Source organism: Cupriavidus pauculus (assembly GCF_022179805.1).
Classification (GTDB): Bacteria; Pseudomonadota; Gammaproteobacteria; order Burkholderiales; family Burkholderiaceae; genus Cupriavidus; species Cupriavidus pauculus_E.
Map to the genome: position 1 here is coordinate 60,890 of NZ_BPUO01000008.1, position 14,030 is coordinate 74,919.

Sequence of the window (14,030 nt, forward strand, 5' to 3'; positions counted from 1 at the left end):
ACGATGCACTGCATCACTGCTAGACACCCGCGTCGGCTCTGCTATAATCCGCGACTTCCCGGAGAGATGGATGAGTGGTTGAAGTCGCACGCCTGGAAAGCGTGTATAGGTTAATAGCCTATCAGGGGTTCGAATCCCCTTCTCTCCGCCAGAATTTGAACGCCCGCGCAAGCGGGCGTTTTCGTTTCCGGAGAGAAGCAAGCCAATAGTTTGGCTTGCGCAGGGGATTCGAAGGGATTCGCTTGCAAGCGAATCCGCGGCCTGCGCGTGTGTAGGCGAATCCCCTTCTCCCCGCCAGAGATTTCCAACGCCCGCGTCAGCGGGCGTTTTCGTTTCTTCCGACCTTCCCTACCCCTTCCTCAAATAATTCACCAACCGATCAATCACCGGCGCATTCCTCGGCGTAATCAAACTGACCAGAATCGCCGCAGCAAACCCTGCCGGCACGCCGAAGGCGCCTGAGGCGATGGGGTCCACGCCGAACCAGCGGTTGCCGAAGATGCCTGTCATGCGGGTGAAGAACGGGTAGTTCACGAAGATGTAGTACACCGCCACGCCCAGGCCGGTTGCCATGCCGGCGACGGCGCCAGCGGCTGTCGTGCGGCGCCAGAAGATGGCCAGCACCAGCACCGGGAAGAAACTCGAGGCGGCCAGCGAGAATGCCGCGCCCACCAGGAACAGGATGTTGCCGGGCCGCAGCGACGTCACGTATGACGCAAACAGTGCCACGCCCAGCAGCACCACCTTGGCCGTGGTCACGCGGCGCTGGTGGCTCGCCTGGCGGTCGATCATGTGATAGTAGACGTCGTGCGACAGCGCGTTGGCGATGGTCAGCAGCAAGCCATCGGCCGTGGACAGCGCCGCGGCCAGCGCGCCTGCCGCCACCAGGCCGGAGATCACATAGGGCAGTCCGGCGATTTCGGGTGCGGCCAGCACGATCATGTCGGGCTGGATCAGGATCTCGGCCCATTGCACGATGCCATCGCCGTTGATGTCCCGGATGCCGAACACCGGCGGATCGACCTTGCGCCATTGTACTACCCATTGCGGCAGTTCGGTGTATGGCGTGCCCACCAGGTGTTGGAAGAACTCGACCTTGACCAGCGCGGCCAATGTCGGGGCCGAGACGTACAGCAGCGCGATGCAGAACACGGCCCAGGCCACGGAGTTGCGGGTCTCCTTGACCGACGGCGTCGTGTAGAGCCGCGTCAGGATGTGCGGCAGGCTTGCGGTGCCGACCATCAGGCAGAAGACCAGCAGCACGAAGTTGAGCCTGCGCGTCTTGCGTTCCTGTTCCGATGCAGCCGGATACGGTTCGGTGGAGGAAGTGGCCGGCTGGCTGCGCGCCAGGGCTTCCTCTCGCATCTGCGTCCATTGTTGCTGCGCATCGGTCGCATCCACCGGGAATGCCTGCCGCTCGCGCTCCGCGGTCTTGATCTCGCGCAGCGGCGCGTTGCGGGCGCGCAGTTCCAGCAGACGCGCATCCAGGATCTGGCGTTCTTCGTTGAACGACAGCGGCAGCCGGGCAATGCGGTCCTGCAGTTCGATGGCCTGCTGCCGGAACATGTCCCGCACCTGTTGCTCGGCCGGATCGCGTTCGAGCCGCTTCTCCTCGGCATTGATCCGTTGCAGCAGACTGCCGTAGCTCACCTGCGGCAACACCTGCTGGTGGTGCTTCCATGCGATCAGCGACACCGCCAGCAGGAAGGCCACGATCAGCATGATGTACTGCGCCACCTGCGTCCACGTCACCGCGCGCATGCCGCCCAGGAACGAGCACACCAGGATGCCCGCGAGCCCGAAGAACACGCCCACCGCGAATTCCACGCCGATGAAGCGCGTGACGATCAGCCCCACGCCCTGGATCTGCGCCACCAGGTAGACGAACGAGCATAGCGACGCCGCCAGCACGGCAATCGCGCGCACGGGGATATTGCCGCCCGGCTTGCCGTTGCCATAGCGCGCCGCCAGGAAATCGGGAATCGTGTAGCCGCCGTACTTGCGCAGGTACGGCGCCAATAGAAAGGCCACCAGGCAGTAGCCGCCGGTCCAGCCCATCACATAGGCCAGCCCCTCGTAGCCCGACGCGAAGATGATGCCGGCCAGGCCGATGAACGACGCGGCGCTCATCCAGTCGGCCGCGATGGCCATGCCGTTGAACATGGCCGGCACGCGCCGGCCGGCCACATAGTATTCGTTGAGGTCCGAGGTGCGGCAGATCAGGCCGATGCAGGCATAGATCGCGATCGTGACGAACAGGAACACGTAGCCCAGCCACAGCGCATCGGCGTTCGAATGCTCGAGCAGCGCCATCATGCCGACAAAGCCGAACAGGCCCAGCGTGAACAGGCCGTAGTACAGCATCAGCCGGTGGCGAAAGCGGGACTGGGTGTCTGGCATCAGGTCGGAAGACGGGTGACAAATGCATTGTGCCCGCACCGGCGAATGCCGGGGCGGGCACAACGGGATTCACGCCAGCGCACAGCGTGCATGAACGGACGTTACTGCGTTACTGCGCCTGCTTCAACTGGTCCAGGATGGCCGGGTTCTCCAGCGTCGAGGTGTCCTGCGTGATTTCCTCGCCCTTGGCCAGCGACCTCAGCAGGCGGCGCATGATCTTGCCCGAGCGGGTCTTGGGCAGGTTGTCGCCGAAGCGGATGTCCTTGGGCTTGGCGATCGGACCGATTTCCTTGCCGACCCAATTGCGCAGCTCGGCCGCGATCTTGGTGGCCTCGTCGCCCGTGGGGCGCGAGCGCTTGAGCACCACGAACGCGCAGATAGCCTCGCCCGTGGTGTCGTCGGGGCGGCCCACCACGGCGGCTTCGGCGACGATCGGGTTCGACACCAATGCCGATTCGATCTCCATCGTGCCCATGCGGTGGCCCGACACGTTCAGCACGTCGTCGATCCGGCCCATGATCGTGAAGTAGCCGGTGTCCTTGTCGCGGATCGAGCCGTCGCCGGCCAGATAGAGCGTGCCACCCAGTTCCTCGGGGAAGTAGCTCTTCTTGAAGCGTTCCGGATCGCCCCAGATGGTGCGGATCATCGACGGCCACGGACGCTTGATCACCAGAATGCCGCCACTACCATTGGCCACGTCTTGACCGGTCTCGTCGACGATGGCCGCCATGATGCCCGGCAGCGGCAGCGTGCACGAACCCGGCACCAGCGGCGTGGCGCCCGGCAGCGGCGTGATCACGTGGCCGCCAGTTTCGGTCTGCCAGAACGTGTCGACGATCGGGCAGCGCTCGTTGCCGATGTTCTTGTAGTACCACATCCAGGCTTCCGGATTGATCGGCTCGCCCACGGTGCCCAGCAGGCGCAGGCTGGACAGGTCGTACTGCTTCGGATGGATCTTTTCGTCGGCCTCGGCCGCCTTGATCAGCGAACGGATCGCGGTAGGCGCCGTGTAGAAGATGCTGACCTTGTGGCGCTGGATCATTTCCCAGAAGCGGCCGGCGTTCGGGTACGTCGGCACGCCTTCGAACACCACCTGCGTGGCGCCGGCCGCCAGCGGACCGTAGGCAATATAGGTGTGGCCGGTGACCCAGCCGATATCGGCGGTGCACCAGAACATGTCCTCGGGCTTGAGGTCAAACGTCCAGCGCATGGTCATCAGCGCCCACAGCAGGTAGCCGCCGGTGCTGTGCTGCACGCCCTTCGGCTTGCCCGTGGAACCCGACGTGTAGAGCACGAACAGCGGATGCTCGGCGCCCACCGGTTCGGCTTCGCAATGGTCGGGCTGGCCGGCCGCCACGTCTTCCATATAGCGGTCGCGACCCTCGGTCCAGCCGACCTTGCCACCGGTGCGGCGGTAGACCACCACGTTCTTGACGGCTTCGCAGCCACCCAGCGCCAGCGCTTCGTCGGCAATCGCCTTGAGCGGCAGCGCCTTGCCACCGCGCATCTGCTCGTCGGCGGTGATCAGTGCCACGGCACCCACGTCAACCAGGCGTTCCTGCAGCGACTTGGCCGAGAAACCGCCGAACACCACCGAGTGCGTGGCGCCGATCCGTGCGCAGGCCTGCATGGCCACCACGCCTTCGACCGACATCGGCATGTAGATGACCACGCGGTCACCCTTCTTGATGCCCAGCGCCTTCAGGCCATTGGCGAAGCGGCTGACCTTGGCCAGCAGTTCCTGGTAGCTGACGCGCGAGACGGTGCCGTCGTCGGCTTCGAAGACGATGGCGGTCTTGTCGCCGATGCCCTTCTCGATATTGCGGTCCAGGCAGTTGTACGACGCATTGAGCTGGCCGTCCTCGAACCACTTGTAGAACGGCGCGTTGCTTTCATCGAGCACCTTGGCGAACGGCTTGTGCCAGTGCAGCAGCTCGCGGGCGTGGCGCGCCCAGAAGCCCTCGTAGTCGCGCTCGGCCTCGGCGCACAGGGCGTTGTACGCCTCCATGCTCGGGATGGCGGCGTTCTTCGCGAATGCCTCGGGGGGATTGAAAACGCGATGCTCCTGCATCACCGACTCGATGGCGGACATGGGTTGTCTCCTGTTTGGCTTTGACTGCTTTGGGTGCAAGGTACGCTCAGCGCCTTACTTAAACCTGACGGTCAAGCATCGGTGAGACCCGACAGCCAAACCTGCCGATGGCGCGCGTCCGCCGCGAGGCGGATGGTGCGATGCAACAGCTTTTGGCGAGCGGGGGCGCGGGAGACTGGGGCACAAGTGCAGTCGGCTCTACTAAGTTAGCACAGCTACCTTGCGCCGCGCCGGAATACCCGAACGTAGCGGCCGGTTACCTTTTTGCGCTGCCGGGTGTCATGGGGCGCACGGTACAATCAGCCCCCACTTCAATTGTCTGGCGACATTCACTTCCGCTTCGCTCCGCCCATGGCACAACAAACCCCGCTACGCCCCATCCCACGCATCATCTTTGCCTCGCGCTGGCTGCAGTTGCCGCTCTACCTCGGCCTGATCGTGGCGCAGGGCGTGTACGTCTATCACTTCCTGGTCGAGGTCTGGCACCTGGTGTCGCACGTCACCACCTACGACGAAACCAAGATCATGCTGGTGGTGCTGGGCCTGATCGATGTGGTCATGATCTCGAACCTGCTGATCATGGTGATCGTGGGCGGCTACGAGACCTTTGTCTCGCGCCTGGGCATCGACAACCATCCCGACGAACCCGAGTGGCTGGACCACGTCAACGCCGGCGTGCTGAAGGTGAAGCTGTCGATGGCGCTGATCGGCATCTCGTCGATCCACCTGCTGAAGACCTTCATCGATGCGGAGCAGCGCAGCACGCATACGATCATGTGGCAGGTCATCATCCACGTGGCCTTCCTGGCGTCCGCGCTGGCCATGGCCTGGGTGGACCGCATGGTGTCGCATCCGCACCCCGCGCCCGGACATGGCGCCGCCGGCACCGATGGTGCGGCGCAACAGGCACACTGACCAGACTGCCCCGCCGGGGTGATGTCTTCGCCCCATCGCAATACCCGACCAAAGGTGTCGACGACTGTATGCAGGCCATACAGCCGTCGTCGCCACGGTGTATCATCCCGGGCTGTGTTTCACCGCTGCCCTCCCCCACAAAATGACAGTCATCAAGCAAGAAGACCTCATCCAGAGCGTCGCCGACTCGCTGCAGTACATCAGCTATTACCACCCGATGGACTACATCACCAGCCTGGGCCGTGCCTATGAGCTGGAACAGAGTCCCGCGGCCAAGGACGCCATTGCGCAGATCCTGACCAACAGCCGTATGTGCGCCGAAGGCAAGCGTCCGCTGTGCCAGGACACCGGCATCGTCACGATCTTCGTCAAGGTGGGGATGGACGTCCGCTGGGACGGCGCCACGATGGGCCTGAGCGACATGATCAACGAAGGCGTGCGCCGCGGTTACACGCACCCCGACAACGTGCTGCGCGCCTCGATCGTCAGCCCGCCGGAAGGCGCCCGTAAGAACACCAAGGACAACACCCCGGCCGTCATCCACTATGAAGTGGTGCCGGGCAACACTGTGGACATCCAGGTAGCCGCCAAGGGCGGTGGCTCGGAAAACAAGTCGAAGTTCGTCATGCTGAACCCGTCCGACTCGATCGTCGACTGGGTGCTGAAGACCGTGCCGACGATGGGCGCCGGCTGGTGCCCGCCGGGCATGCTGGGCATCGGCATTGGCGGCACCGCCGAGAAGGCGATGCTGATGGCCAAGGAATCGCTGATGGAATCCATCGACATCCAGGACATCATCGCCCGCGGCCCGCGTGACTGGGTCGAGGAAATGCGCGTCGAACTGTACGAGAAGGTCAACGCGCTGGGCATTGGCGCGCAGGGCCTGGGCGGCCTGGCCACCGTGCTGGACGTCAAGATCATGGCTACCCCGACGCACGCTGCGTCGAAGCCGGTGGCGATGATCCCGAATTGCGCAGCCACCCGTCACGTGCACTTCACGCTGGACGGCAGCGGCCCGGCCAAGCTGGAAGCGCCGGACCTGAACGCCTGGCCGAAGGTGGAATGGGCACCGGACACCGAAACGTCAAAGAGCGTTGACCTGAACAACCTGACGCCGGAAGAAGTGGCCTCGTGGAAGCCGGGCCAGACCCTGCTGCTGAACGGCAAGATGCTGACCGGCCGCGATGCCGCGCACAAGCGCATCGCCGACATGCTGGCCAAGGGCGAGAAGCTGCCCATCGACTTCACGAACCGCGTGATCTACTACGTGGGCCCCGTGGATCCGGTGCGCGACGAAGTGGTTGGCCCGGCTGGCCCCACCACCGCCACCCGCATGGACAAGTTCACCGAGACGATGCTGTCGCAGACCGGCCTGATCGCGATGATCGGCAAGGCCGAGCGCGGCCCCGTGGCGATCGAATCGATCCAGAAGCACAAGTCGGCCTACCTGATGGCCGTGGGCGGCGCCGCCTACCTGGTGTCGAAGGCAATCCGTGGCGCCAAGGTGCTGGCTTTCGAAGACCTGGGCATGGAAGCGATCTACGAGTTCGACGTCAAGGACATGCCGGTGACGGTGGCCGTGGACAGCTCGGGCACGTCGGTGCACAAGACCGGCCCCGCCGAGTGGCAAGCAAAGATCGGCAAGATTCCGGTCGCTGCGGCCTAAGCCTTCCCTTGCTGTCCTGGCTCCCCTCTCCCGCCTCGGCGGGAGAGGGGTTGGGGGTGAGGGCGCGGTGGTCCAAATTGCCGCGTTTCGGCAAGCAGAACCGCAATGCCCTCACCCCCGCCCCTCTCCCGCAAGCGGGAGAGGGGAGCAACCCCCTCCATCCCTCCCCTCTCTGCGTGAACGCCTCCCCCATCGGCATTTTCGATTCTGGCCTTGGCGGCCTGTCGGTCCTGCGCGAAGTGCGGGCCATGCTGCCGCATGAATCGCTGATCTACGTTGCCGATTCACGCTACGCACCCTATGGCGAGAAGCCGGAGCGCTTTGTCGAGGACCGCACGCTGCAGGTCTGCGAATGGCTGCTGGCACAGGGCTGCAAGGCGCTGGTCATTGCGTGCAACACCGCGACCATGCATGCGGTGCAGACACTGCGCGAGCGGCTGGCCGTGCCGATCATCGGCGTGGAACCGGGCCTGAAGCCCGCAGCATCCCAAAGCCAAAGCAAGGTCGTCGGAGTGCTGGCCACCGCCAACACGCTCAAGAGCGCCAAATTCAACCGGCTGCTGGCATCGCAGGCGCAGGACAGCCAGTACCTGTGCGTGGCCGGGCACGGCCTGGTCTCGCTGATCGAACAAGGTGAAATATCGAGCCCGGCGATCCGCGAGAAGCTCGATGCCTATCTGCAGCCGATGCTCGATGCGGGCGCCGATACGCTGGTGCTGGGCTGCACGCACTACCCTTTCCTGTCGGAGACGATCCGCGACATGGTGGGCAACCGCCTGACGCTGATCGATACCGGTACGGCCATTGCGCGGCAGCTCGCGCGCAAGCTCGCCGAATTCGACCTGGCGGCCAACCCTGAGGCCACGCCAACCATCCGCTATGTGTCCACCAAGGACGCCGCGCATCTGCGCGACATGGCATGGACGCTGCTGCGCGTGGAGGCCGACGCCGAGACCGTGGCCATCGAACCGGCGCCCCCGGTCGCCGTTACCGAATGAAGCCCACGGGCTTGTGATTGCGCACGTCGGGCTTTACGGCATGCTCCTGGCGCAGTTGCGCCATGAATTCATCGGGCGTCAACGCTTCGCCCAATACCACTGACTGGCGCTTGACCGTGGCGAAATCGCCAGGTGTCAGGCAGTCCATCGCATCGAGATCGCGCCGCATTGCGTCGGTCATGCGGCCGGCGTCGCCGTCGAGCGCTTCGTCGACGAACATGGTCTCGCGCTGCGCGGGCTTGAGCGGCAGGAAGCGGATCTTGAAGGAAAAACGACGCAGCGCCGCCTCGTCGATCCGGTCGAACAGGTTCGTGGTGCAAACGAAGATGCCATTGAAGCGCTCCATGCCCTGCAGCATCTCGTTGACCTCGGACACCTCGTAGTTGCGCACCGCCTGCTGGCGGCTCTGCATGAAGCTGTCGGCTTCGTCGAGCAGCAGCACAGCGCCATCTTCCTCGGCGCGCGCGAACATCGCCGCGATCTGTTGCTCGGTTTCACCCACGTACTTGCTCATCAGGTCCGACGCGCGGCGAATCATCAGCGGCAGGTCGAGCGCCTGCGCGATGTGCTCGGCCAGCGCCGTCTTGCCCGTGCCCGGCGGCCCGTAGAAGCACAGCGTGCCACGCTTGCGCGCACCCAGCGCCTGCACCACCTTGTCCACCGCGTAGCGCGTTTCCAGGTTCAGGTTGTCGAGCCGATAGTGGGTCACCACCGGACGCGCCTCGGCCTCGGGACGCAGGCCCATCGCTCGGTCGGCGTGTTCCAGCTGCCGCAGGATCAGTGCCTCCACTGGCTCATCTACGTCGGGCCGCGCCAGCTCGACAAAGCGCGCCGCCGATTGCACCTGGGCCGGCGTCAGCGTCTTGCGGGCGGCCAGCATCGCCACGAAGGCATCGCTGACCGACAGGCTGCCAAGATGCTTGCGGATGATGTTCTCGCGCACCTGGGGTGGCGGAATCTTTAGTTCGAGGTGGAACTGGAAGCGCCGGAGATAGGCGGGATCGATCTGGCGGATCGAATTCGAAATCCAGATCACAGGCACTGGGTTCTGTTCGAGCGTCTGGTTCACCCAGGCCTTGCCGTTGACCGACCCGCGTGTGTCTTCCTGTCCGAACAGGCTCATCAGTTCGCGCGCGCTGCCCGGGAAGACGTCCTCCACTTCATCGAACAGCAGCGCCGTGCGCGGACGTCCGCGCAGGAAGGCTTGTGACACCTGCAACGATCTGTAGCGATCCTTGCCCGACAGGCTGTTGCCGTCGCGGTCGAAGCAATCCACCTCGTACAACTCGCAACCCGCTTCGCGCGCCACCAGCCGCGCGAATTCCGTCTTGCCCGTGCCGGGCGTGCCGTAGATCAGCACATTCACGCCAGACGCGTTCTGGCGCGTAGCGTTGCCGAGCAACGCCGTCAGGTAACGCGCATCGGTCTCGACATGCGGATAGTCGCTGGTACCCAGCGTCGGCGGCGCGGCAGGACGCGTGAAGACCGCCATCATCTCTGCCTCGCTCGCGTAGTTGCCCAGCAGCACGTGCAGCAGACGGTCGGACAGGCGCATCAGGTCGCCCAGGTCCGTGACGCTGTTCTCCGGCAGAGGCTGCTCGATCAGATTCAGTGTTTCCAGCCGAGACCCCGGACGCAACGATGCGGCAATATCGCCGGGATTGGCGCCCGTCAGGCCGGACAGGATCTGGAACGCCTCCTGGCTGTGCGCCACCTTGCAGTCCACCATCACCGCGCGCAGGTCGCGCTTGTACTTGGCCAGCGCCGCGTACAGCAGCAGCTTGCGCTCGTGCTCGGGCAAGTTCAGCACGTGGCTCAGCATGTCGATATTGCGCACCAGCAGCACGCGTTCGCCATCGAGCCGTGCCGCGATGGCCGCCGACGATGCGGCGAACACCGCGAACATGTCCTTGGCGTGGTGCTTGACGTATTCGTCCAGGTAGTAAAACAGCGCGCTTTCATCGAAGGCACTGTTCCATTGGCCGTGGCGCTCCAGGAATTCCTCGGGCGACAAGCGCGACGCGCCCTTCCACGCCGGCATGTCGGCGCAGCGCGCGGACAGGAAGCGCTGCACGCGCAGCACTACGCCGTACGGCCACACCATTTCCTGCGCGCTGACGGTCAGCACGTCGTTGATGTTGCTGCGCAGATTGAAACGCGGCCCGAGCGCGCAGACCACGCGCAGCGCGAACTGGGCGCACATCCAGTCGAGCGCCGAGGTTCCCGCCGGCCCGGACGACGTACGCAGCATCGTGCTGCGGTCGTCCATCGTGCGGTCGTCTTCAGCAAAACGGGTGAAATCCATGGCTGGTTCCCTTCGCACAGGGCGTTGGGCGTCCGGACCGCGGGGAGCGCCTGACCTGTGCCGTGTCTGCCGCTAACTGGGGGATTCCTGTTAATCGTAGCGCGGTTTTCCGCAAGTGGGGCATCGGCGGCACGCCTTGGCGCGTGCGGGCCCACGCAACGCCGGCCCGACATCGGCGGGCGAATTGGTGTGGCGCACGCAATGAAAGACGTAACGAAGACCGTCACGCATTGCACAATGTGCAACAAATAAGAATCATTATCGTTTATACTATCGCGCTGATACGCTGCCCAAGAGTGGCGCTCCCCTCTGTAACCGGTTACTTAACAGCTGTGTTTCTTTGGAGCGTTATCATCATGGAATTGCTACTGAGCCTGCTGGTCGGATGTGGTATCTCGCTGATCCTGTTCTACCGCAAGTGATTGCGCCGCAAGGTGTACACCTGTCGTACCTGTCGTTCCTCTCATGTTCGATCAACGATTTTTAAAGATCACTCTTGCCGTCCTGTTGTTTCACGCCGGACTGCTGTACCTGATCCAAAGCGGGTTGGCTCGCAAACTGACCGAGGCCGTGATCGCCCCGGAAATCATGGCCCGCATCATTCCGATGGAGCAGCCGAAGCCGGAACCACCCGCCCCCGAACCTCCCAAGCCGCAGCCCGCGCCGCCCAAGCAGGTCAAGGTCGTGACGCCGCGCCCGACGCCGCCCAAGCCGCAACCGACGCCGACGCCGGTGGCATCGCTGCCGCCGTCGCCGACCGCGATCGAAGCGCCGCCGGCCCCGCCCGCGCCGCCTGCACCGGAGCCGCCCGCACCGCCGCCGGCCGCCACCAATGCCGCGCCGCGTGCCGTGGGCATCGGCGAAATGGCGTGCTCGCCACCGCAGCCCGTGTATCCGCGCCAGTCGCAGCGCATGGGTGAAACCGGCACCGCCACGATTCGCCTGAACTTCGACGAGAACGGCAAGGTGGTCAAGGCTGTGGTTTCCAAGACCAGCGGCTCCGAACGTCTCGACGACGCGGCGCTGACCGCGGCCAAGGCGATCCGCTGCAAGCCGTACATGGAAAACGGCCGGGCCATGGCCGCGACCGCGCAGCAACCGATCAAATTCGAGCTGAACTGATTTCCCGGAATTTTTCCGATACCCTAAACACAGAACTTTTCAGGAACCACCATGCAGGACCTCGGACTCTCCCACCTCTGGTCGCAAGGCGATTTCGTCATGCGCGCGACCGCCATCATTCTGCTGATCATGTCGCTCGCGTCGTGGATCGTGATTCTCACCAAGGCGTGGGATCTGGTCCGCCTCAAGAAGATGGCCCATGGCGCGGAAAAGCGCTTCTGGCATTCGGACGACTTCGACCACGCCCTGGACACCCTCGGCGCCAGCGATGCCAACCCGTTCCGCACGCTGGCAATCACCGGCAAGGAAGCCGCCCAGCACCACCGCGCCAGCCAGCCGCAGCTGCATGACGCACTGGACATCTCGGACTGGTTGACCCGCTCGCTCAAGAGCTCGATCGACGAGGCCGTGGCCCGCATGCAATCCGGCCTGGCCGTGCTGGCTTCGGTGGGTTCCACCGCGCCGTTCGTCGGCCTGTTCGGTACCGTGTGGGGCATCTACCACGCGCTGATCGGCATTGGCGCCTCGGGCGTGCCGACCATCGACAAGGTTGCCGGCCCCGTGGGCGAGGCGCTGATCATGACCGCCTTCGGCCTGGCCGTGGCTATCCCCGCCGTGCTGGGTTACAACGCGCTGAGCCGTGGCAACAAGGGCGTGATCAGCAAGCTGAACCGCTTCGCGCACGACCTGCACGCCTATTTCGTGACCGGCGCCCGCGTGCGTCCGACCTCCGCCACGCGCGCTTCCGACGATGCGTCGATGCGTCTGGCCGTGAAGAACTAAGCGCTGGCTCTCCAAGCGCCCGAAGGAAAGCATCATGGCATTCGGTACTCTCGACGCAGACGACGACGAGGTGATGAGCGAAATCAACATGACGCCGCTGGTGGACGTCATGCTGGTGCTGCTGATCATCTTCATCATCACGATTCCCGTCATCAACCACGCGGTCAAGATCGACCTGCCGCGTGCGACGAACCAACCCAACGACACCAAGCCCCAGAACATCAACGTTTCCGTCGATGCACAGGGCAAGGTGTTCTGGAACCAGCAGGAAGTGGATTCGCAGCAGCTGGAGCAGCGCATTGCGGAAGCGGCGCAACTTGAGCCGCAGCCCGAGCTGCACCTGCGCGCCGACCGCGAGGTTCGCTATGAGCGCGTGGCCGAGGTCATGGCCGCCGCGCAGCACGGCGGCCTGGGCAAGATCGGCTTCATCACCGAACCCAAGCACTGATCCATCGCTACGATCGGCTGTTTCGATCGGATGTTTCGACAAAACGGGCACCCTCTCCAGGGTGCCCGTTTTGTTTTTTTGATGCCATGTCGGCGCATGTCCCGGGCGGCGCCTCATGTCGCGCATCGCCACGAACACTCACGAATACGTCACAGATGTAACTTCATGAGAAGTTGCTTGTAATGATAACGGTTCTCATTTAAGATTCTTCCATCGTGATTCGCAAACGCGGATCGAGCAGACATCCACCGCCCCTAAGGGACGAACGGATACTTCGAACGGAGAAAACAATGAGCACTCTGAGCCTGCCGCTGTCGCAACCGCGTGAAGTCACGCGCCGCCGCCTTTCCCTGCGCCGCGTGGAGGTTGCCCCTAAGGCAAGCCGCGAGGCCAACGCTTCTTCCTCGGGTGCCTCGTCGGCGCTCGAATCGGTCAAGTCGGCCGTTGCCGCCCTGCCCGCCCGACTGGAAGCGCTGATGCGCCAGGCCCCGGCCAGCAACACCGACACGCCCGCCGTGCCGCTCGATGCAATCATGCATGGCGCCACGACCCTGCCTATCCTGCATAACGGCGACGTTTATACGCTGCGCGTTACGCGATACGGCAAGCTGATCCTGACCAAGTAAGCCGGTCGGATCTCTGTAAAGACTTTTGTGGGGACCACCCGTCCAACGGGTGTTAGGCAGTAGCCAGACGATCGGAATCCCCTGTCAGGCAAGAACTTCAGACCCCTTGCCTGACCGGCCGATGCCAGCCATGCCACCTTTTTATTCCGCCCCGCAGGCATTGCGCCTGCGGGGCTTTTGCATGGTGCCGGCGCACAAGCACCGGCACCCCGCTTCCAAATCAGATGCCCAGCGCGGCGATACCAGCGCGAGCGATCTGCGCGTCTTCGGTGGACTTCACGCCCGACACGCCCACGGCACCCACCACCTGGTTGTTCACGACGATAGGCACGCCACCTTCGAGCATGCCTTGCAGCACCGGTGCCGTCATGAACGAGTAGCGGCCGTTGTTGATCATGTCTTCGTAGATCTTCGATTCGCGACGGCCCAGCGACGCCGTGCGCGCCTTTTCCGTGGCGATGTAGGCCGAGATCGGCGCGACGCCATCAAGGCGGATCGAGCCAAGCGGATGGCCACCGTCGTCGACGACAACAATCGTGACAGCCCAGTTGTTGGCCGTGGCCTCTGCCTCGGCGGCGACCAGCACCTTCTTCACGTCATCAGCCGTCAGTACGGTTTTCTGCTGCATACCTCTCTCCATCGGTCAGGGTTGAGACTGCAGTATATCGCGCCAGT

The 14,030-nt window shown here is 64.0% G+C and carries 12 protein-coding genes and 1 tRNA gene; 9 read left to right on the plus strand and 4 right to left on the minus strand.

Going from position 1 to position 14,030, the window contains the following annotated elements; all coding sequences use genetic code 11:
• Positions 1 to 60 precede the first annotated feature (60 nt).
• Positions 61 to 151 (plus strand) — tRNA-Ser (locus MFF62_RS17760).
• Positions 152 to 348: 197 nt separating this feature from the next.
• On the opposite strand, the gene MFF62_RS17765 is transcribed toward MFF62_RS17760, so the two are convergent.
• Together MFF62_RS17765 and acs are read right to left on the minus strand one after the other, a co-directional pair.
• Positions 349 to 2,400, minus strand: coding sequence for a VC_2705 family sodium/solute symporter (locus MFF62_RS17765; protein WP_238264452.1), 2,052 nt, complete (start codon positions 2,398 to 2,400; stop codon positions 349 to 351).
• A 109-nt stretch (positions 2,401 to 2,509) separates the two neighbouring features.
• Complete coding sequence (acs, locus tag MFF62_RS17770; RefSeq protein WP_238264453.1) at positions 2,510 to 4,492, minus strand: acetate--CoA ligase; 1,983 nt, start codon at positions 4,490 to 4,492, stop codon at positions 2,510 to 2,512.
• A 351-nt stretch (positions 4,493 to 4,843) separates the two neighbouring features.
• Between acs and MFF62_RS17775 the strand changes: the two genes are divergently transcribed.
• The 3 genes from MFF62_RS17775 to murI all read left to right on the plus strand — a co-directional run bounded on the left by MFF62_RS17775 (position 4,844) and on the right by murI (position 8,071).
• Entirely contained in the window at positions 4,844 to 5,407 is a 564-nt protein-coding gene (locus MFF62_RS17775; RefSeq protein WP_238264454.1) for a TIGR00645 family protein, read from the plus strand.
• A gap of 142 nt (positions 5,408 to 5,549) precedes the next feature.
• Positions 5,550 to 7,073 (plus strand): fumarate hydratase, encoded by a 1,524-nt coding sequence (locus tag MFF62_RS17780; protein ID WP_238264455.1) that lies wholly within the window; start codon positions 5,550 to 5,552, stop codon positions 7,071 to 7,073.
• Positions 7,074 to 7,249: 176 nt separating this feature from the next.
• Positions 7,250 to 8,071 (plus strand): glutamate racemase, encoded by an 822-nt coding sequence (murI, locus tag MFF62_RS17785; RefSeq protein WP_238264456.1) that lies wholly within the window; start codon positions 7,250 to 7,252, stop codon positions 8,069 to 8,071.
• Here murI and MFF62_RS17790 read toward each other — a convergent pair.
• A complete protein-coding gene (locus MFF62_RS17790; RefSeq protein ID WP_238264457.1) occupies positions 8,061 to 10,376 on the minus strand; it encodes an AAA family ATPase in 2,316 nt (771 codons plus the stop codon). The genes murI and MFF62_RS17790 overlap by 11 nt on opposite strands.
• A gap of 62 nt (positions 10,377 to 10,438) precedes the next feature.
• Here MFF62_RS17790 and MFF62_RS17795 point away from each other — a divergent pair, with 62 nt between their 5' ends.
• From MFF62_RS17795 to MFF62_RS17815, 5 genes are all read left to right on the plus strand, one after another.
• The gene (locus MFF62_RS17795) at positions 10,439 to 10,798 is read left to right on the plus strand and encodes a hypothetical protein (protein WP_238264458.1); all 360 of its coding nucleotides are present in this window, start codon (positions 10,439 to 10,441) and stop codon (positions 10,796 to 10,798) included.
• Positions 10,799 to 10,841: 43 nt separating this feature from the next.
• On the plus strand, positions 10,842 to 11,498 hold the full coding sequence (locus MFF62_RS17800) for an energy transducer TonB (protein WP_238264459.1): 657 nt from the start codon (positions 10,842 to 10,844) through the stop codon (positions 11,496 to 11,498).
• Positions 11,499 to 11,549: 51 nt separating this feature from the next.
• Positions 11,550 to 12,281 carry a MotA/TolQ/ExbB proton channel family protein gene (locus MFF62_RS17805; RefSeq protein WP_238264460.1) on the plus strand — a complete coding sequence of 244 codons (732 nt, stop codon included), beginning with the start codon at positions 11,550 to 11,552 and terminating at the stop codon, positions 12,279 to 12,281.
• 34 nt (positions 12,282 to 12,315) lie between these two features.
• The gene (locus MFF62_RS17810; protein WP_238264461.1) at positions 12,316 to 12,729 is read left to right on the plus strand and encodes an ExbD/TolR family protein; all 414 of its coding nucleotides are present in this window, start codon (positions 12,316 to 12,318) and stop codon (positions 12,727 to 12,729) included.
• Positions 12,730 to 13,019: 290 nt separating this feature from the next.
• Positions 13,020 to 13,355 carry a hemin uptake protein HemP gene (locus MFF62_RS17815; protein WP_238264462.1) on the plus strand — a complete coding sequence of 112 codons (336 nt, stop codon included), beginning with the start codon at positions 13,020 to 13,022 and terminating at the stop codon, positions 13,353 to 13,355.
• Positions 13,356 to 13,575: 220 nt separating this feature from the next.
• Here MFF62_RS17815 and MFF62_RS17820 read toward each other — a convergent pair whose 3' ends face one another.
• Entirely contained in the window at positions 13,576 to 13,983 is a 408-nt protein-coding gene (locus MFF62_RS17820) for a heme-binding protein (RefSeq protein ID WP_066730950.1), read from the minus strand.
• Positions 13,984 to 14,030 lie beyond the last annotated feature (47 nt).